Source organism: Streptomyces bugieae, from assembly GCF_036352915.1.
GTDB classification, from domain to species: Bacteria; Actinomycetota; Actinomycetes; order Streptomycetales; family Streptomycetaceae; genus Streptomyces; species Streptomyces endophytica.
Genome location: NZ_JAZBJP010000001.1, coordinates 795569 through 813555, shown reverse-complemented (window position 1 = coordinate 813555; position 17987 = coordinate 795569). Strand labels below are relative to the sequence as shown.

Below are 17987 nucleotides of genomic sequence, written 5' to 3'. Positions count from 1 at the left end.
CCTGATGCCCTGACGTTCCTGCCGTGGGCGTTCCTGCCCTTTCGTGGAGTGTGCTGAGGAGTGTGCTGAGTGAGTGAGTGCGATGAGGGAGTGGGTGACGTGAGATGACCGGTCGGCGGCAGTCGCTCGCGGGGCGCATCGTGGTCGTGATGTCACCGACGAGGCCGCGCTGGCCGCCGTCGCCGACGGGGCCCGGCGCAGCCTCGGGCCGCCCTCCGTAGTGGTAGCCAACGCCGGTGTGGCGGCCGGCGGCCCCTTCCTGGAGTCCGACCCCGACGTCTGGCGCCGGGTCATCGAGGTCAATCTCCTGGGCAGTTCGCTCACCCTGCGCGCCTTCCTGCCCGGACTGCTCGCCACCCGCGGCTACTTCCTGCAGATGGGCTCCCTGGCGAGCATCACCGCGGCGCCCATGATGTCGGCGTACTGCGCCTCCAAGTCAGGGGTCGAGGCGTTCGCCCACACGGTCCGGGCGGAAGTGGCGCACCGCGGCGTCGAGGTCGGTGTCGCCTATCTGAGCTGGGCGGAGACCGACATGATCGACGCCGCGGTGCTGCGGGAGCTGCGGCTGCGGTTGCCGTGGCCCGCCGGGGAGATGGCGGCCCGCGGCGACGTCACGGCCACCGGTGTGATCGGGGCCGGCGGGCGGGCGGACGACCTGGCCCGGACGGCCGCGCTCGGGCGGCTACCAGCGGTACCAGCGGGCGCGGCCGCCGCCGGCGCCGGTCGACCGCATCAGGAAGCCGAGCAGCCAGAAGGCCAGCACGACGACGGCGGCGATCCACAGCGCCTTGAGCGCGAAGCCGGCGCCGAACAACAGCAGGACGAGCAGCAGGACGAGTAGCAGGGGTGCCATGGGGTTCCTCCTGTGGTGAACGAAGAGTTCGTGAGTACGTTGGTGGGAGCAGCCGGGGTAGTGGATCCGGGGTAACGGATCCGGGCAAAGCGGATCCGGGGAAAGTGGATCCGGGCGACTCAGGGCGGCTCAGGGCGAGTTCTGCGGGAGCAGGGAACCGAGGGGGCCGAGGTCGAGGTTGAGGTCGTCCATCGTGAAGCCGTAGCGCTCACACAGTTCCGACATCCGGTCGTGGAGGATCATCAGCGTCATACCGACCCGCTCCTCCTGATCCTCCGTCAGATCGCCCTGGTCCGCCCGGTGCAGCGCGGTGCGCTCCATGAGTTGCCGCAGCAGCTCGACGATCGTCAGCACGAGCTTGATCAGATCGCGTTCGACCGTCTCCGGGTCGCTCTCCAGCCGCTGGGCGAGGGTCCCGGGCGCCGTCAGCCCGGTGGAGTCCTGCCTCATAAAGAGATGCCTCCTGACAAAGGGATGCCTCCTGACAAGGGGGTGCGTCCTGACAAGGGGGTGCGTCCTGCCGCACGATCGAATGGATGACGGCGCGGAGGCTGATCCGGACCAGGTCCACGTCGGCGATGGACAGCACCAGGTCTCCGGTGAGGACCGCGCCGCCGTTGAGGAGCCGGTCGAGGAGATCGATCAGGGCGATCTGCGGACCTGCCACCCCGGCGGGTTCGCCGAGCCCGGACGGGCCGCCGGCCGGCTCCGCGACGTCACGGCCCGTCATGTGCCGCCGCCCGTCCTGTGTCGTCGCCCGTCATGCCGCGCCGCTTTCCGCCGGCCGGGTCGCGAAGGAGTACGGCGCCCACGGGCCGGTGATCTCGACCCGTACGCCGGCGTCGCTCCCGGTCAGACCGGCCAGCGCCTGGTGGAATTCCCGGACCCGGGTGCGGGGGACGAGATACGCCTCGTTGGCGACGTTCTCGCCGGGGCCGGAGGCCAGTTCGCCCTGCTGGGGCCGGTGGGCGACCACGCCCCGGGTCAGCGGGGCCACCGTGTCCCGTACGGCGCCGGCCACGGCCCCCGCCGCCCGGTACGCGTCATCCCGCAGACGCCGCTGGTCCCGGCGTTGGCGGAGGTAGGCGCGGCCCGAGCCGGCCGTCGGCGCGGCGGGGGCGGCTTCGGCCCGGGCGCGCACCGGGTCCGCGTAGACCTTCACCCCGAGCTCGGCGTGGCCGTCGAGCCAGGACAGCAACTCGCTGAATTCCGGGGCGCGTTCGGACAACACCGCGCGCACCCGGGCGTCGTCGAGGTACACCGTCGCCAGCCGCATCGGCAACACCGTCGTACGGGCGTGGGCCGCCTCGACGACCTCGTGGTGGACGCGGGCCAGCGCCTCCAGCTCCGCCAGGTCCGCCATCCGCTCGGTGAGTCCGTCCGTGCCGAAGTCGTCGGCCGGGACGGAGGACACCACGGCGGTGAGGCCGTCCCCGACAACGGTCCGCAGGGGCGAACCGCCGAACCCGGTCAGCGCGGCGGCCACCGCGTCGAGATCGCCGCCGTCCCGCCCGACCGCGTAGACATAGCTGTGCCACGGGCCGTTCACCGGTTCTCCTCCTCTCGCCGGTGCTGCTCCCACCCGGCTTCTCGTCCGGCTTCTCCTTCGACCGCCGGCTGGTCCTCGCCGGCGGGGACCGGTCGGGTCGCGGGCGTGCGGGCCCGGGAGGAGAGCGAGGGATCGTGCTCCCACCAGTCGATGCCCATCTCCTTGGCCTTGTCGACGGAGGCGACGAGCAACCGGAGCTTGATGGTCAGCAGCTCGATGTCGAGCAGATTGATCTGGATGTCGCCGGCGATGACCACGCCCTTGTCGAGGACGCGTTCCAGGATGTCGGCGAGATTGGCGGAGGAGCCGGGCCCGGCCCCCGGCCGGCCGTACGGGGACGGCGCGGGGGAGGTCCTCATGGGCGAGGCGGCTCCCCCCGGTCCGGTCAGCGGGTCGGACATGTACGGTCATCCTCCTCGTGGTTGACGCCGGCGGGCCTGGAGCCACTCCAGCCGGTCCAGCAGTTCGTCCTCGCGGGCGTCGAACTCCTCGGGCCCGATCCGGCCGTCCACCAACTCCCGTTCCAATTCGGCGAGTTGGTCACGCACCGGCTCCGGGTCGTAGAACTCGTCCTCCGCGGTGAGCAGTACCTGGTCGAGGACCCAGACCGTGCCCCGGAGCGGGGCGATCGGCAGGGTCAGCAGGTGGGTGAGCAGCCCCATCCGGATCTCCCGCTCGGTCGGTTTCCCGGTCCCGGCGCCAAGGGCCCGGCCCGGGCACGCGGTCAGACGAAGCTGTACGGCGGCAGCGGGCCGTAGAGCCGGAAGGTGTAGTGGTCGCCGCGCCGTTCCGCCTCGGTGTGGACCGCCTGGGAGAAGGTGGCGGCCTGGTCCTGCGCGACGAGGAACGAGGTGGTGAGGAAGTGGCGCTTGGTGGGTTCCCCGTCCTCGATACGCACCGCGGCCGGCGCGAGCCGGGCCAGGATGTCCGCGCGGGCGCCGTCCTGGCGGGCCCGGACCTCCTGCGAGATCAGCTCGCCGAGCGCCAGTTTGTCCTCGTACGCCCCGGAGTTCCGCCGGGTATGGTCGTTGAGCCGGCGCACCTCGGCGCAGTCCCGCACGATCTCCCGCAGCAGGTCCTCCTCGTCGCGCGTCACCTTCAGGTGGTACTCCCGGCACCCGGCCAGCTCCCCGAGCCGCTGGGTGTAGGTGTCGTGCTGCTCCTCCAGTACGGCGGCGACCTGCTCGTCATCCGGACCGACCAGCCCGAAGCGCATCGGCAGACAGCTGCCGTCGGCCAGCAGGCGTTCCTGGACGTCCTGGTGGGCGGCCACGTCCCGGCGCTTGGCGCGCAGCTCCGCCGGGGCGTCGCTGACCACCGCGCACAGGTCCTTGGCCCGCACGGTGCGCAGCGGCGCCGCGGGGTCGCCCACCCCGGCGACACCGGACAGCCGCAGCGGATGCCCGGCATCGGTGATGGCGTAGACGTACGTCGTCATGGGTCATTCCTCCCGACGGGCGGTTCGGCGGCCGGCGGTCGACGACGTCTTGCGCGCCGGGCGCTTCTCGGTTTCCTCGGATTCGTCATGGCCCTTGCGGAGGGATTCGCCGATCGCTTCCACGGCTCCTGAGAGGGCGCCCTTCGACTTTCCCTTGGCGCCGCTCTCGGTCGCCGCGCCGACGAGATCGGTGAGCTGTTCCGGCGCCTTGCGGCCCGATTCGAGATCCAGCCGGTTGCACGCCTCCGCGAAGCGCAGATAGGTGTCCACGCTCGCGACCACGACACGTACGTCGATCTTGAGTATTTCGATGCCGACGAGGGAGACCCGGATGAAGGCATCGATGACCAGCCCGCGGTCGAGAATGAGCTCCAGGACGTCGTAGAGAGTGCCCGAGCCGCTGCCGCCGGCCGGTGTCGCCTGCGTCTGTTGCTGAATGGCAGTCACGGTCTTGTGTGTCCCTTCCAGTTGACTGGAGCGGGCCATGGCCGTGTGGGGAATTGCGGGTGCGCCGCAGCCGTCCTAGCGGTCGATCTGACCCCGCCCGTAGCGGCGCATGCGCGCGTATTCCATGAGATGGCCCTGCTCGTCGAGGCGGACGCGGTAGGACGCCATCACGCTCGCGGTGTCCGGAACCCTTTCGAGTTCCAGCACTTCCACGTCCGCCAGCCAGCCGTCACCGGCGGCCTTCAGCGCGGACACCGAGCCGGGTGCGCAGTTGAGCATCTCGGCAAGTTGCCCGGCGGCGAGGCGCATTGCCGCGGGAGCGGCGATCCGGTCCGGTCCGCCGCTCGCCGTTTCCGTTCCGTTCGGCGCGAGGCTTTCCTCATGTGCCACGTCCGCTTCCACCTTTTCCACGGTGCTTTCCTCGGTCGCCATGATCCCGCCTGTCGTGCGTCTAGAGGTCATCTGCCGAAGGTGATTCCGTCGAACGACGGTTGGCCGTTCTGTGGCGATGAAAAGGCGGGTGCCCGCGAAAGCTGGACGTATGCGCGAGCGGGAAATCCAAGGAGGCGTCAGCCGGTGGTGACCGTGAAAAGGCCGCCGTCGGGGTCGCGGATCAGCACCTGGCCGACCCCGGGGTCGGCGGGCGGGGTCAGATGGGTGGCCTGGCCGCCCGCCGCGAGGGCGGCCGCGGCGACCTTCTCGACGTCCTCGACGGGGAACTGGACGTGCCAGCGGGGCCGGATGTGGGGGTCGGGGGCGGCCTCCATGACGCCGCCGCGCACCGTGGCCACCACCTGGTCGCCGTCCCGCACCAGCACCTCGCCGCGCTCGTACGCGACCTCGACCCCGCCGGGCTCCTCCGAGGCCCAGTCGAGCACCTCGGCGTAGAAGATCGTGGCGTCGAAGGCGTCGCGGGTCCGCAGCTCCAGGGAGACCGGGGCGCTGCCGCGGCCGATGGCCCAGGCCGGGGTGTGGCCCTCCCACACGCCGAAGACGGCGCCGTCCCGGTCCGCGGCGAGCGCCACCCGGCCGGCGCCGAGCCGCAGCGGGCCCACCGCGATGGTGGCGCCGCGTTCACGGATCCGTCCCGCGGCGTCGTTCGCACTCGCGACCGCGAAGTACGGGGTCCAGGCCACCGACACCTGCCAGTCCGCGGCCAGTGCGCCGACCCCCGCGATCGGCCGGCCGTCGGTCAGCGCCACGGTGAACTCCTCGCCCAGCCCGCCCGGCCGGAAGGTCCAGCCCAGGACCTGTGCGTAGAAGTCCTGGGCACGCCGGAGATCGTGGGTGGTCAGGCTCACCCAGCACGGGGTGCCGCGTACGGCGACGGCGGACGGTGTGACCGGCATGGCGATGCTCCTCCTGGAACGGGTGCCACCGTCCACTCTGCCAGGACTTTGCGTCCGCATCCTTCTACGGCTCGGCCGAGTGCGTGCGGGGACTGCCGGTGCGGGGCGCCGGCGGCCGGCCGGTCAGGGCTGCAGCAGCGTCTTGATCATGCCGTCTTCCTTGGCCTGGAAGGTCTTGTAGGCCTGCGGTCCGTCCTCCAGCGGCAGCTGGTGGGTGGCGAAGCCCTCGACGCCGAGCGCGTCCTCGTCGTCGAGCAGCGGCAGGATGTCGTCCACCCAGCGCCGCACGTTGGCCTGCCCCATGCGCAGCTGCACCTGCTTGTCGAACAAGGTGAGCAGCGGCAGCGGGTCCATCGCGCCGCCGTAGACGCCGACCACGGAGATCGTGCCGCCCCGGCGGACCACGTCCACGGCGGCGTGGAAGGCCGCCATCCGGTCCACCCCGGCGCGCGCCATCAGCTTCTCCGCGAGCCGGTCCGGGAGCAGCCCGACGAACTGCTGCGCGGCCTTCGCCACGGGTGCCCCGTGGGCCTCCATGCCGACGGCCTCGATGACCACGTCCGCGCCGCGGCCGTCGGTGAGCCGGCGGACCTCGTCACCCAGGTCGCCGCCGAGCTCGTCGACGTTCAGGGTGTGCACGCCGCGGGCCCGGGCGCGGGCCAGCCGCTCGGGCACCAGGTCCACCCCGATCACCTGCCGGGCCCCGCGGTGCAGGGCGATCCGGGCGGCCATGTCGCCGATCGGGCCCAGCCCGAGGACCACGACGTGGGCGTCCGGCGGCGGGTCCGCGTAGGCGACCGCCTGCCAGGCGGTGGGCAGGACGTCGGAGAGGTAGACGAACCGTTCGTCCGGCGGGCCGTGCGGGACCTTGACGGGCAGGGTGTTGCCGAAGGGCACCCGCAGGAACTCCGCCTGACCGCCCGGCACCTGGCCGTAGAGCTTGGTGTAGCCGAACAGCGAAGCGCCCATGCCGTGTTCCCTGACCTGGGTGGTCTCGCACTGCGAGTGCAGCCCCCGGTCGCACATCCAGCAGGAGCCGCAGGAGACGTTGAAGGGCACCACCACCCGGTCGCCGGGGGCGAGCGCGGTCACCTCCGGCCCCACCTCCTCGACCAGGCCCATCGGCTCGTGGCCGAGGATGTCGCCGGGCTCCAGATAGGGCCCCAGCACCTCGTAGAGGTGGAGGTCGGAGCCGCAGATGCCGGTGGAGGTGATCTTGACCAGGACGTCCGTCGGTTCGGTGATCTTCGGATCGGGGACCGTGTCGATCCGCACGTCCCGCTTGCCGTGCCACGTCAGTGCCCGCACCCTGTCCTCCTTCGCCGCCACCGGTCGCCAGGAACCGGCTGGTTCCGGGACGACCGATTCGCCTGACAGGTCATCATGCCGGTCTTCCGGGCGCTCCCGGATCACGCCGGTCCCGGGCGCCCGGGCGGCCCCTCCCGCGCAGGCCGCAGGCGCGCACCGCTCGACGGAGCCGGCCGTTCCGCCCAGTCTCGGCCCGGCCCCCCGATCGTACAAACGCCCGAACGGACCACTGCCGGCAGTGCGCACCGGGCCGCCGCCGTGACCGAGTGTGGCCGCGGACCGCGGCCCGATGCCCGCCGCCGCCCGTCGGTGCGGCTGCGCGTCCGCGCGCGGTCCGGGGGACCATGGGAAGGGCGGTGCATCCGCAGGCGGAGGGAGGGCCGGATGTCCACAGCCGACCCCGTCGGCGCGGCGGGCGACTGGCCCGTCGGCAAGGTGCCGCAACGCAGCGGACTGCTGGACCTGCTCGGCGTCGCCGCGGTGGTCCTGGACGCCGACGGCCGGATCGTGCTGTGGAGCCCGCAGGCCGAGACGCTCTTCGGCTATTCCGCGGAGGAGGCGCTGGGAGAGTTCGCCGGGCGGCTGCTGGTCCACGAGCGCCATCTGGACCTGGTGATCAGCCTCTTCACCGAGGTCATGGCGACCGGCCAGAGCTGGGCCGGGGCCTTCCCGATCCGGCACAAGGACGGCAGCACCCGGCTGGTGGAGTTCCGCAACGTCCGGCTGCTGGACGACCGGGGGGACTACTACGCCCTGGGCATCGCCACCGACGAGGCCACCCTGAGCAAGGTGGAACGCGATGTGGCGCTGTCCACCCGGCTGGTCTCGCAGTCCCCGATCGGACTCGGCGTCCTCGACACCGACCTGCGGTACCTGGCCGTCAATCCCGCGCTGGAGCGGATCGACGGGATCTCCGCCCGGGAACACCTCGGCCGGTCGGTCCACGAGGTGCTGCCGTTCATCCGCACCGAGGCTCTGGAGGCCGCCCTGCGGCGGGTGCTGGAGACCGGGCGGCCGCTGGTCGACCAGCACGTCGTGGGGCGCACCCTCGCCGACCCCGAGAACGAGCACGCCTGGTCGGTCTCCTTCTACCGGCTGGAGGACCCCGGCGGCCGGGTGCTCGGCGTGGCCGGGGTGGTCGTGGACGTCACCGACCGGCACCGCGCGGCCGGGGAGGCGGCGCGCGCCCGCCGCCGGCTGGCCATGATCGCGGACGGTTCGGCGCGGATCGGCACCACGCTGGAGGTCGAACGGACCGCCCACGAGCTGGCCGAGGTCACCGTGCCCGAGCTCGCCGACGTGGCCACCGTGGACATCCTGGACTCCTTCCTGGACGACCGCCGCCCCACCACCTCCGGCGCCCACCCGGAGGTCTTCCGGGCGCTCGCGGTGCACACCGCCTACCCCACCGAGGCGGCCCGCGCCGCCGATCCGCCCGGCCACATCGCCAGCTACGGCGCCGACCGGCTGGTCACCCAGTGCGTACGGACCGCCCGGCCCATCCTCGTGCGCCATGTCGACGAGCAGTCCCTGGCACGGATCGCCCGCGACCCGGAGGCCGCCGCGATCCTCGCCCGGGCCGGCATCCACAGCTACCTCGCGACCCCGCTGATCGCCCGCGGCGAGGTGCTCGGCGCGCTGGGCCTCACCCGCAGCCGCAACCCCGTCCCGTTCGACGAGGACGACCTGACCCTGGCCGCCGAACTGGCCGACCGGGCCGCCGTGAGCATGGACAACGCCCGGCTCTACCAGAGCCTGCGGAACACCGCCGTCACCCTCCAGCGCAGCCTGCTCCCGGACCGCCCGCCGCAGCGCGCCCGGCTGGAGATCGCCACCCGCTACCGGCCGGCCGGCACCACGAACGAGGTCGGCGGCGACTGGTTCGACGTGATCCCGCTCGCCGGGGACCAGACGGCGCTGGTGGTCGGCGACGTGATGGGCAGCGGCATCAACGCCGCCACCACGATGGGACGGCTGCGGACCGCCACCGGCACCCTGGCCGACCTGGACATGCCGCCGGCCGAGGTGCTGCGGCACGTCGACCGGATCACGGCCGATCTGGAGCAGTACGCCACCTGCGTCTACGCCGTGCACGATCCGCAGCAGGCGGTCTGCCGGATCGCCGCCGCCGGGCACCTGCCGCCGGTGCTGATCCACTCCGGCCGGCCGCCCGAACTGCTCGACCTGCCCACCGGCGTCCCGCTCGGCGTCGGCGGCGTCCCCTTCGAGGAGACCACCTTCGCGCTGCGCCCCGGCGACCGCCTGGTGCTGTACACCGACGGACTGGTCGAGACCCGCCGGGACACCATCGACGAGCGCCTGGACCGCCTGCTGAGTCTCCTGGACCGCCCGGACCCGTCCCTGGAGTACACCTGCGACCGGCTGCTCGAGGCGCTGCGCGACCCGGACGACGCGGATGACGTCGCCCTGCTCATCGCCCGCGCCCGGCCCGGGCCGCCCGGTTCGGACGGCGACGCCTGAGGAATTCCTCCGCCGCATTTCCGCGGCTGCCTCCGGCAGGGAACCGGATGCGGCATCCGGTGCAATTCCGGCCGGTCGCGGCGTTAGCCGACGCGGCGCGGGGGAACCCGTTCTGGTGGCCGAAGGGCGGACGCGGGTACATGGGCGAGAGGTACGACCATGGGGCACGGCGGAGATGTCATCACGGAGCTGGCCGCGGACCATCAGGAGATGACCGCGCTATTCGAGCGGATCGAGGCGGCGGTCCCCGCGGCCGCGGAACGCAAAAGACTGCTGGACCGGCTGACGATCGAACTCGTCCGGCATTCCGTCGCCGAGGAGCAGTACCTCTACCCCGCGGTCCGCGAGAAGCTGCCGAACGGCGCCGCACTGGCCGACAAGGAAATCGCCGACCACCGGCGCGTGGAAAGGCTGCTGAAGGACCTGGAACGGATCGATGCGGAAGACCGCGCGTTCAACGAACTGTTCGTGAAACTCCGGACGGAGGTCCGGGCGCACATCCGGGAAGAAGAGAGCGAACTGTTCGCCCGATTGCGTGAGGCGTGCCTTCCCGGGGAACTCGAAGCGCTCGGGGAGAAGGTCCGGACGGCCAAGAAGCGCGCGCCCACCCGGCCGCACCCCGGCGTCCCCGACTCCCCGCCGGCGCACACATGGCTGGGCCCGGGGCTGGGGCTGGTGGACCGCGCCCGGGACCTGCTCACCGGCCGCGGCGGCGGCCCGGACTGATCCGCCGGATCCCCCCGGGCCCGTACGGCCCGGCCGTCCGCAGGGGCGTCCGGGCCTTTCGCAGCGCGGAAACGGCAGACGGTGTGTGCGCCGGGCCGGGCTGGACGCGGACGTCCGGTGCTCGCCGAAGGCTTCAGCTGCCGTACCCGGATCGCCGACCGGCCGCACGTCCCCGCCGGGGTGACCGCCGCACTCAACCGACGAGAAGAGAGGAACGCCCGTGTCGACCAAGGTCTCCGACCACATCCTTGCCCGCCTGCGCGACTGGGGCGTCGAGCACGTCTTCGCCTATGCCGGCGACGGCATCAACGGGCTGCTCGCCGCCTGGGAACGCGCCGACAACACACCGCGGTTCATCCAGGCGCGGCACGAGGAGATGGCCGCCTTCCAGGCCGTCGGCTACGCCAAGTTCTCCGGCCGGGTCGGCGTCTGCGCGGCCACCTCCGGGCCCGGCGCCATCCACCTGCTCAACGGCCTCTACGACGCCAAGCTCGACCACGTGCCCGTGGTGGCGATCGTCGGGCAGACCAACCGCAGCGCCATGGGCGGCTCCTACCAGCAGGAAGTCGATCTGCTGAGCCTCTACAAGGACGTCGCCTCCGACTTCCTGGAGATGGTGACCGTCCCCGAGCAGCTGCCCAACGCCATCGACCGGGCGATCCGCACCGCCTACGGCCGGCGGACCGTGACCGCCGTGATCGTCCCCGCCGACGTGCAGGAACTGGACTACTCGCCGCCCACCCACGACTTCAAGATGGTCCCCTCCAGCCTCGGCCTCGCCTCCTACGCGCCGGTGCCGACCGAGGACGACCTCGCCCGCGCCGCGGAGGTCCTCAACGCCGGGGAGAAGGTCGCCGTCCTGATCGGGCAGGGCGCCCGCGGGGCCCGCGCCGAGGTGGAGCAGCTCGCCGACGTCCTCGGTGCCGGGGTGGCCAAGGCGCTGCTCGGCAAGGACGCGCTGCCCGACGACCTGCCGTACGTGACCGGCGCCATCGGACTGCTGGGCACCCGCCCCTCGTACGAGATGATGCGGGACTGCGACACCCTGCTCGTGGTGGGATCCAGCTTCCCCTACACCCAGTTCATGCCGGAGCTGGACCAGGCCCGGGCGGTGCAGATCGACATCGACCCGCACATGGTCGGGATGCGCTACCCCTTCGAGGTCAATCTCGTCGGGGACGCCAAGGCGACCCTGCAGCGACTGCTGCCGCAGCTAGAGCCCAAGAAGCACGGCAACTGGCGGAAGAAGATCGAGAAGGACACCGCCCGTTGGTGGGAGGTGATGGAGCGGCGGGCCGCCGTCGAGGCCGACCCGGTCAACCCCGAGTACGTGATCCACGCCCTCGACGCGCTGCTGCCCGACGACGTCATCCTCGCCGCGGACTCCGGCTCGTCCGCCAACTGGTACGCCCGCCACCTGCGGATCCGCGGCACGATGCGGGGTTCGCTCTCCGGGACGCTGGCGACCATGGGCCCCGGCGTGCCGTACGTCATCGGTGCCAAGTTCGCCCACCCCGACCGGCCGGCGATCGCCCTCGTCGGGGACGGCGCGATGCAGATGAACGGCATGGCCGAGCTGATCACCGCCGGCAAGTACTGGTCCGAGTGGCAGGACCCGCGACTGATCGTCGCCGTGCTCAACAACCAGGACCTCAACCAGGTGACCTGGGAGATGCGCGCCATGTCCGGCGCCCCGCAGTTCCTGCCCTCGCAGGCGCTCCCGGACGTGCGGTACGCCGACTTCGCCCGCTCCATCGGACTGGACGGCGTCCGGGTGGAGAAGCCCGGCGAGGTGGTGGACGCCTGGCGCACGGCGCTCGCCGCCGACCGGCCGTTCGTCATCGACTTCCGCACCGACCCGGCCGTCCCGCCGATCCCGCCGCACGCCGGCCTGGACCAGATCGAGGCCGCGGCCACGGCCCTGATCAAGGGCGACAGCGACCGCGTCGCGGTCGTCAAGCAGGGCCTCAAGGCGAAGGTCCAGGAGATGCTCCCGGGCGGCAAGCACCGGCACGGCCGGCCGGACCGGGACTGACGGTGCGTCAGGCCGACGGGGGGCGGTGACCTGGTCGTCGACGCGGCCGGGGATTCACTCGACCGGCGGAGCCCGGCTCGCCGCCGCCGACCGCTCCCAGGACGCTGATCGAGGAGTCCCACCACGTCGGAACCGATGCTGAGGAGTCCCATGGGCACGGCGCTTTCGCGGAATTGGCAGTGCGCGGTGGTGACCGGTGGCGCGGGTTTCGTCGGGTCGCATCTCTGCACGGAATTGGTGGCGCGGGGAACCGCCGTCATCTGCGTCGACGATTTCAGCACCGGACGGCCGGAGAACATATCGGCCGTGCGTGACCACCCCGCGTTCACGGTCGTCGAGGCGAACGTCACCGAGCCGCTGCGGCTCGACGCGGAGCCCGATCTGGTGCTGCACTTCGCCTCTCCGGCGTCGCCCGCCGATTACCTCAAACTCCCGCTGCACACCCTGGAGACCGGCAGCCTGGGCACCCGTAACATGCTCGCCCTGGCCCGGTCGAGCGGCGCCCGCTTCGTGCTCGCGTCCACCTCCGAGGTCTACGGCGATCCGCAGCAGCACCCCGCAGAGCGAGGACTACTGGGGGCACGTCAACCCCGTCGGCCCGCGCAGCGTCCACGACGAGGCCAAGCGCTTCGGCGAGGCGCTCACCACCGCCGAGGCCGGGGCGCACGGCACCGACACCGGCATCGTCCGGCTCTTCACCACCTACGGCCCCCGCATGCGCGGCCACGACGGACGCGCGGTGCCCACCTTCATCCGCCAGGCACTGGCCGGCGATCCGCTCACCGTCACCGGCGACGGCTGCCAGACCCGCTCGCTGTGCTACGTCGACGACATGGTGCGCGGCATCCTCGCGGCCGCCGCCTCCGACCTGTGCGGCCCGGTGAACCTGGGCGGCCCGGCCGAGATCAGCGTGCTCGAACTCGCCCGGCTCATCATCCAGTTGACCGATTCGCGGTCCTCCGTCCGGTTCATCGACCGGCCGACCGACGACCCGGCGGTGGGCTGCCCGGACATCACCCTGGCCCGCGGCAAACTCCAGTGGGAGCCGCGGGTTCCGCCACGGGACGGCCTGGCCCGCACCATCGCGTGGTTCCGGGAGCGGCAGGCGTCCTGACCCCGCCGGAGCACCGAACACCGAACCGCCGCCCCCGGACGAAGGAAGGCCCGCGAATCGTGATGCGCATCCTCGGAATCCTGAGCCACGCCCGCGAGGCACCCGGCTTCCTCGCCCGGTCCGCGGCCCGCCGCCGGAACTTCTCCGCCGCCGGGCCGCGCGCCCCGTACGCAGCGGAGGCGGCCCGATGACCGCCCCGGCCGACCGGTCCACCGACTACACCGTCGTGATCCCCACGCTCGGCCGGCCCGGCCTGACCGCCTGCCTGGCCGCGCTCGCCGCCGCCGACGGCCCCCTGCCGCGCCGCGTGATCCTCGTCGACGACCGTCCCTTGGGCGACGGCACACCGCTGCCCGCCGACATCCCCGGGGCGCTGCGCGAGCGCACCGTGACCGTGCCCGGCCACGCCCGGGGCCCGGCCGCCGCCCGCAACACCGGCTGGCGGGCGGGCGGCGGCACCCCCTGGATCGTCTTCCTCGACGACGACGTGCTCCCCGGACCCGCCTGGGCGAGGGAACTGGCCGCCGACCTCGCCGCCGCCACCCCGCGCACCGCCGGCGTCTCGGCCCGGATCGACGTGCCGCTGCCCGCCGGACGCGAACCCACCGACTGGGAACGCCACACCGCGGCACTGGCCACCTCCCGCTGGAGCACCGCCGACATGGCCTACCGCCGGGCCGCCCTGGATTGCGTCGGGGGCTTCGACGAACGCTTCCGGAGCGCCTCCCGGGAGGACGCCGACCTGGCCCTGCGGGTGCTGACCACCGGCTGGACGCTGGCCGAGGGCCGCCGCAGCACCACCCACCCGGTCCGCCCCGCCGACCGCTGGGTCTCGGTACGCCTCCAGGCCGGCCACGCCGACGACGTCCTGATGACCCGTCGGCACGGCCGGGGCTGGTGGCACCGCGCCCGGACCCCGCGCGGCCGGTTCCCCGGACACCTCGCGGTGACCGCGGCGGCCGCCGGCGCGCTGCTGTGCGGCGCGGCCGGCGAACGGCGCGCCGCCTCGGTGCTGGCCGCCCTGTGGCTCGCCGGGACCGCCGAGTTCGCCTGGGCCAGGATCGCGCCGGGGCCGCGTACCCGGGAGGAGACCCGGACCGTGGCGCTGACCAGCGTCCTGATCCCGCCCGCCGCCACCGCCCACTGGCTGTGCGGCCTGCTCCGCCACCACGCCACCGCTCCGGTGGACCCCTGGGGCGGCGCCCGTCCCGCGCCCGACGTCCGGCCCCGCCCGGCCCCGGAACGGGTGTGACCGTGGACGCCCCGGCACGGACCGGCGGTCCCCGGCCCCGCGCCGACGGACCGTACCCCGCCGCGTCCGCACCGGAGTCCGGGGCGGCTCGCGGCCCGCTCACCCGTGGCCGGGCCCAGGGGGCCGTCGCGCCACGGACACCGACCGACGACGAGCGAGGGGCGCCGGTATGAACATCCTGCTGTGGCACGTGCACGGCTCCTGGACCACCGCGTTCGTCCAGGGCCCGCACACCTACCTGGTGCCGGTCACCCCCGACCGCGGACCCGACGGGCGGGGCCGGGCCCGTACCTTCCCCTGGCCCGGTTCGGTGCGGGAGAAGACGCCCGCACAGCTCCGGGAGACCCCCGTCGACCTGGTCGTCCTGCAGCGGCCGCACGAGGCGGAACTCGCCGAGTCCTGGCTCGGCGGCCGCCGCCCGGGCCGCGACCTGCCCGCCGTCTACGTGGAGCACAACACCCCCGACGGCGACGTACCGCGCACCCGGCACCCGTACGCCGACCGCGACGACCTGCTGCTGGTGCACGTCACCCACTTCAACCGGCTGTTCTGGGACAGCGGCCGGACCCGCACCGCCGTGATCGAGCACGGCATCGTCGACCCCGGCCACCGCTACACCGGCCGGCTCCCGCGCGCCGCCGTCGTCGTCAACGAGCCGGTCCGCCGCGGCCGGACCGTCGGCACCGACCTGCTGCCGGCACTGGCCGCGGCGGCCCCGCTCGACGTCTTCGGCGTGCGCACCGAGGGACTCGCCGGCCATCTCGGCCTCGCCCCGGACACCTGCCGCACGGTCGACCTCCCGCAGGCCGAGCTGCACACCGCGATGGCCGAGCGGCGGGTGTACCTGCACCCCGTGCGCTGGACCTCGCTCGGCCTGGCCCTGCTGGAGGCCATGCACCTGGGGATGCCGGTGGTGTCGCTGGCGACGACCGAGGCCGTCGAGGCGGTACCCGCCGGCGCCGGCACGCTCTCCAACCGGCCCGAGATCCTCGCCCGCGCCGTCCGCGGCTACCTGGCCGAACCGGAAGCCGCCGCCGAGGACGGCGCCCGGGCCCGGCAGGCCGCGCTCGGCCGATACGGGCTCAAGCGCTTTCTCCACGACTGGGAAGGCCTCATCACGGAGGTACTCGCATGACCACCCGCGGCACCGCCCCCCACCTGTCCATCGCGCTGGTCTCCGAGCACGCCAGTCCGCTCGCGGTCCTCGGGGGTGTGGACGCCGGCGGCCAGAACGTCCACGTGACGCGGCTGGCCGGCGCGCTCGCCGACCGCGGCCACCGGGTCACCGTGTACACCCGCAGGGACGCGCCCGACCCGCCCGACCAGGTCGTGCTGCGGCCGGGGGTGACCGTCCGGCACCTCGCCGCGGGCCCGCCGTGTTATGTGCCCAAGGACCAACTCCTGCCGTTCATGCCGGAGTTCGGCCGGCTGCTGGCCGAGGACTGGGCACCGGGGCCGCCGGACGTCGTGCACTCGCACTACTGGATGTCCGGGCTCGCCGCCCTGAAGGCCACCCGGAAGCTGGACCTGCCGCTGGCCCACACGTACCACGCGCTGGGCACCGTCAAGCGGCGTCACCGGAAGGACGAGGACACCAGCCCGGCCGGCCGCGTCCCCGCCGAGACCGAGGTCGGCGACGGCTGCGACCAGGTGATCGCCACCTGCCGCGACGAGGTCACCGAACTGACCCGGATGGGCATCCCGTCCCGCAAGGTCAGCGTGGTGCCGTGCGGGGTGGACGCCGCCGTGTTCACCCCGCACGGGCTGGTCGCCGACCGCGGCCCGGTACGCCATCTGCTGCTGCAACTCGGCAGACTGGTGCCCCGTAAGGGAGTCGCGCTGTCCGTCTCCGCGCTGTCCCGGCTGCCCGACGCCCACCTCGTCATCGCCGGCGGGCCGCCCGCCGCCGAGCTGGACCGGGACCCCGAGGTCCGGCGGCTGCGCGCGCTCGCCCGGGCGGCCGGGGTGGCGGACCGGATCCGCTTCACCGGCGGAGTGCCGTGCGAGGACGTCCCGCCGCTGCTGCGCGCCGCCGACGTGGTGCTGTGCCCGGCGGACTACGAACCGTTCGGGATCGTGCCCCTGGAGGCCATGGCCTGCGGCACCCCGGTGGTCGCCACCGCGGTCGGCGGCCAGCGGGACACCGTCGTCGACACCGTCTCGGGACGGCTGGTCCCGCCCGGCGACCCGGGCGCACTCGCCCGCGCCGTCGGCGAACTCCTCGCCGACCCCGAACACCGGGCCGCCTGCGGCGCCGCGGGCCGCCGCCGGGTCCTCGCCCGTTACGGCTGGGACACCGTCGCGGCGGCCACCGAGACCGTCTACCGCGGGCTGCTCGCGCACCGTGCCGCCGACACGGAGATCGCCTGACGGACCGTCAACCAGCCGGCGGCCGGGGGCCGGTCGTGCCGTCCCCCTGCCCCTCGGCCCCCTGGACCGAGAAACCCCCGCGGTGCGACTGCTCCCGCCGCCGCACCAGCAGACCGCCCAGCGCGGTGCGCCGGTGCAGCACCGCCCGGCCCGCGCGCACCGTGGTGATCAGCCCGGCCCCGCGCAGCGCGGCGGCGTGGGCCGAGGCGGTGGCGTTGCTGATGCCCAGCCGCCGGGCGAGGTCACCGGTGGTGTGCTCGCGGGCCAGCACCCGCAGCATCGCGGCCCGGGTCCGGCCCAGCACCCCGGCCAGCGCCTCCGTCCCGTCGTCCGCCCCGGGCGGCACCAGCGGCACCCCCGGGCCCGCCGGATAGGTCACGTACAGCGGACGCCCGGGCAGATCGGCCAGCAGCGGCGGGCCGGTCCAGTGGAAGGTGGGCAGCAGCACCATCCCGCGCCCGTTCAGCGCGACGTCCCGCGTGAAGGGCGCCGGGCATTCCCAGACGTCCCCGGACAGCCGGGCCCCGGGGACGAGCCCGTCGAGCGCCGCGCCCACCCCGTGTTCGGCCACGGTCAGCGCATGCCGGGTGAACTCCGCCTGGTGCAGGTCCTGCACCAGGGACCAGACGGGCCGCAGCAGCGTCTCGAAGGCCGCGTGCTGCGCCCGGCCGACCACCCGCCAGGCCTCCGCGTCCCCCTGGTGCAGCCCGCGGATCCACGGCGGGGGCGGCCCGGGCACCGTGGCGTACACCCGCTCCATCTCGGCGCGCACCACCTCGGGGCGGGCCGACCGGACGGTCACCAGGCCCTCCTGGAGGGAGTCGTCGAAGACGTCGAGGAACACCGGCGCCCGGCCCGCCGGGACCACGTCCGCCAAGGGCTCCACGGCGGCCGGCAGCGACCGCAGGACCCGCTGCCGCCACCGGCCGAACAGCACCCCGTCGTCGCGGCGGCCCATCATCATCAGCGCCGTGTTGAGCTCCAGCAGCGGCGCCGCCCGGGAGGCGAAGCGGACCCGGGCGACATCGGCGGCCGTGAAACGAATCCGGATCACACCATCCCCCT

18 protein-coding genes and 3 pseudogenes are annotated in these 17987 nt (G+C 73.5%); 9 read left to right on the top strand and 12 right to left on the bottom strand.

Going from position 1 to position 17987, the window contains the following annotated elements:
- Positions 1-136: 136 nt before the first annotated feature.
- Positions 137-649, top strand: a pseudogene (locus V2J85_RS03840) (SDR family NAD(P)-dependent oxidoreductase); the annotation flags it as partial.
- Between the two features lie 33 nt (positions 650-682).
- On the opposite strand, the gene V2J85_RS03835 reads toward V2J85_RS03840, so the two are convergent.
- The 11 genes and pseudogenes from V2J85_RS03835 to V2J85_RS03785 form a co-directional block, all read right to left on the bottom strand.
- Positions 683-853: a hydrophobic protein gene (locus V2J85_RS03835; RefSeq protein WP_261953089.1), complete on the bottom strand. Its 171-nt coding sequence runs from the start codon at positions 851-853 to the stop codon at positions 683-685.
- Between the two features lie 129 nt (positions 854-982).
- Positions 983-1303 (bottom strand): gas vesicle protein K, encoded by a 321-nt coding sequence (locus tag V2J85_RS03830; RefSeq protein WP_330820615.1) that lies wholly within the window; start codon positions 1301-1303, stop codon positions 983-985.
- Positions 1304-1400: 97 nt separating this feature from the next.
- Positions 1401-1583 (bottom strand): annotated as a pseudogene (locus V2J85_RS03825) (gas vesicle protein); the annotation flags it as partial.
- A gap of 30 nt (positions 1584-1613) precedes the next feature.
- Positions 1614-2402 carry a GvpL/GvpF family gas vesicle protein gene (locus V2J85_RS03820; protein WP_330820614.1) on the bottom strand — a complete coding sequence of 263 codons (789 nt, stop codon included), beginning with the start codon at positions 2400-2402 and terminating at the stop codon, positions 1614-1616.
- Positions 2399-2761 carry a gas vesicle protein gene (locus V2J85_RS03815; RefSeq protein WP_261953092.1) on the bottom strand — a complete coding sequence of 121 codons (363 nt, stop codon included), beginning with the start codon at positions 2759-2761 and terminating at the stop codon, positions 2399-2401. Before V2J85_RS03815 ends, V2J85_RS03820 begins: the two co-directional genes overlap by 4 nt.
- Positions 2762-2809: 48 nt before the next feature.
- Positions 2810-3064: a gas vesicle protein GvpG gene (locus tag V2J85_RS03810; protein WP_261953093.1), complete on the bottom strand. Its 255-nt coding sequence runs from the start codon at positions 3062-3064 to the stop codon at positions 2810-2812.
- 62 nt (positions 3065-3126) lie between these two features.
- A complete protein-coding gene (locus V2J85_RS03805) occupies positions 3127-3840 on the bottom strand; it encodes a GvpL/GvpF family gas vesicle protein (RefSeq protein WP_261953094.1) in 714 nt (237 codons plus the stop codon).
- 3 nt (positions 3841-3843) lie between these two features.
- Positions 3844-4287 (bottom strand): gas vesicle structural protein GvpA, encoded by a 444-nt coding sequence (locus V2J85_RS03800; RefSeq protein ID WP_419836733.1) that lies wholly within the window; start codon positions 4285-4287, stop codon positions 3844-3846.
- A gap of 75 nt (positions 4288-4362) precedes the next feature.
- Positions 4363-4719: a gas vesicle protein GvpO gene (locus tag V2J85_RS03795; RefSeq protein WP_330820613.1), complete on the bottom strand. Its 357-nt coding sequence runs from the start codon at positions 4717-4719 to the stop codon at positions 4363-4365.
- Between the two features lie 137 nt (positions 4720-4856).
- Positions 4857-5636 (bottom strand): VOC family protein, encoded by a 780-nt coding sequence (locus tag V2J85_RS03790; protein WP_261953097.1) that lies wholly within the window; start codon positions 5634-5636, stop codon positions 4857-4859.
- A gap of 123 nt (positions 5637-5759) precedes the next feature.
- On the bottom strand, positions 5760-6944 hold the full coding sequence (locus V2J85_RS03785; protein ID WP_261953098.1) for a zinc-dependent alcohol dehydrogenase: 1185 nt from the start codon (positions 6942-6944) through the stop codon (positions 5760-5762).
- A 384-nt stretch (positions 6945-7328) separates the two neighbouring features.
- Here V2J85_RS03785 and V2J85_RS03780 point away from each other — a divergent pair, with 384 nt between their 5' ends.
- From V2J85_RS03780 to V2J85_RS03745, 8 genes and pseudogenes are all read left to right on the top strand, one after another.
- Complete coding sequence (locus V2J85_RS03780; RefSeq protein WP_261953099.1) at positions 7329-9425, top strand: SpoIIE family protein phosphatase; 2097 nt, start codon at positions 7329-7331, stop codon at positions 9423-9425.
- A gap of 159 nt (positions 9426-9584) precedes the next feature.
- On the top strand, positions 9585-10151 hold the full coding sequence (locus V2J85_RS03775; RefSeq protein WP_261953100.1) for a hemerythrin domain-containing protein: 567 nt from the start codon (positions 9585-9587) through the stop codon (positions 10149-10151).
- Positions 10152-10371: 220 nt separating this feature from the next.
- On the top strand, positions 10372-12186 hold the full coding sequence (locus V2J85_RS03770) for a thiamine pyrophosphate-requiring protein (RefSeq protein WP_330820612.1): 1815 nt from the start codon (positions 10372-10374) through the stop codon (positions 12184-12186).
- Between the two features lie 150 nt (positions 12187-12336).
- Positions 12337-13300, top strand: a pseudogene (locus V2J85_RS03765) (NAD-dependent epimerase/dehydratase family protein).
- A gap of 59 nt (positions 13301-13359) precedes the next feature.
- Positions 13360-13491, top strand: a complete 132-nt coding sequence (locus V2J85_RS03760; protein WP_330820611.1) for a hypothetical protein — start codon at positions 13360-13362, stop codon at positions 13489-13491.
- Entirely contained in the window at positions 13488-14552 is a 1065-nt protein-coding gene (locus V2J85_RS03755; protein WP_330820610.1) for a glycosyltransferase family 2 protein, read from the top strand. The genes V2J85_RS03760 and V2J85_RS03755 overlap by 4 nt, the downstream gene beginning before the upstream one ends.
- A 169-nt stretch (positions 14553-14721) precedes the next feature.
- Positions 14722-15687: a glycosyltransferase gene (locus tag V2J85_RS03750; RefSeq protein ID WP_330820609.1), complete on the top strand. Its 966-nt coding sequence runs from the start codon at positions 14722-14724 to the stop codon at positions 15685-15687.
- A complete protein-coding gene (locus tag V2J85_RS03745) occupies positions 15684-16922 on the top strand; it encodes a glycosyltransferase (RefSeq protein WP_261953106.1) in 1239 nt (412 codons plus the stop codon). Before V2J85_RS03750 ends, V2J85_RS03745 begins: the two co-directional genes overlap by 4 nt.
- A gap of 7 nt (positions 16923-16929) precedes the next feature.
- On the opposite strand, the gene V2J85_RS03740 is transcribed toward V2J85_RS03745, so the two are convergent.
- On the bottom strand, positions 16930-17976 hold the full coding sequence (locus V2J85_RS03740; RefSeq protein ID WP_330820608.1) for a winged helix-turn-helix domain-containing protein: 1047 nt from the start codon (positions 17974-17976) through the stop codon (positions 16930-16932).
- Positions 17977-17987 lie beyond the last annotated feature (11 nt).

Coding starts and splice junctions, on each gene's coding strand:
- V2J85_RS03835 (WP_261953089.1), bottom strand. CDS start 853: ATGGCACCCCTGCTACTCGTCCTGCTGCTCGTCCTGCTGTTGTTCGGC.
- V2J85_RS03830 (WP_330820615.1), bottom strand. CDS start 1,303: ATGAGGCAGGACTCCACCGGGCTGACGGCGCCCGGGACCCTCGCCCAG.
- V2J85_RS03815 (WP_261953092.1), bottom strand. CDS start 2,761: ATGAGGACCTCCCCCGCGCCGTCCCCGTACGGCCGGCCGGGGGCCGGG.
- V2J85_RS03810 (WP_261953093.1), bottom strand. CDS start 3,064: ATGGGGCTGCTCACCCACCTGCTGACCCTGCCGATCGCCCCGCTCCGG.
- V2J85_RS03805 (WP_261953094.1), bottom strand. CDS start 3,840: ATGACGACGTACGTCTACGCCATCACCGATGCCGGGCATCCGCTGCGG.
- V2J85_RS03795 (WP_330820613.1), bottom strand. CDS start 4,719: ATGGCGACCGAGGAAAGCACCGTGGAAAAGGTGGAAGCGGACGTGGCA.
- V2J85_RS03790 (WP_261953097.1), bottom strand. CDS start 5,636: ATGCCGGTCACACCGTCCGCCGTCGCCGTACGCGGCACCCCGTGCTGG.
- V2J85_RS03780 (WP_261953099.1), top strand. CDS start 7,329: ATGTCCACAGCCGACCCCGTCGGCGCGGCGGGCGACTGGCCCGTCGGC.
- V2J85_RS03775 (WP_261953100.1), top strand. CDS start 9,585: ATGGGGCACGGCGGAGATGTCATCACGGAGCTGGCCGCGGACCATCAG.
- V2J85_RS03755 (WP_330820610.1), top strand. CDS start 13,488: ATGACCGCCCCGGCCGACCGGTCCACCGACTACACCGTCGTGATCCCC.
- V2J85_RS03750 (WP_330820609.1), top strand. CDS start 14,722: ATGAACATCCTGCTGTGGCACGTGCACGGCTCCTGGACCACCGCGTTC.
- V2J85_RS03745 (WP_261953106.1), top strand. CDS start 15,684: ATGACCACCCGCGGCACCGCCCCCCACCTGTCCATCGCGCTGGTCTCC.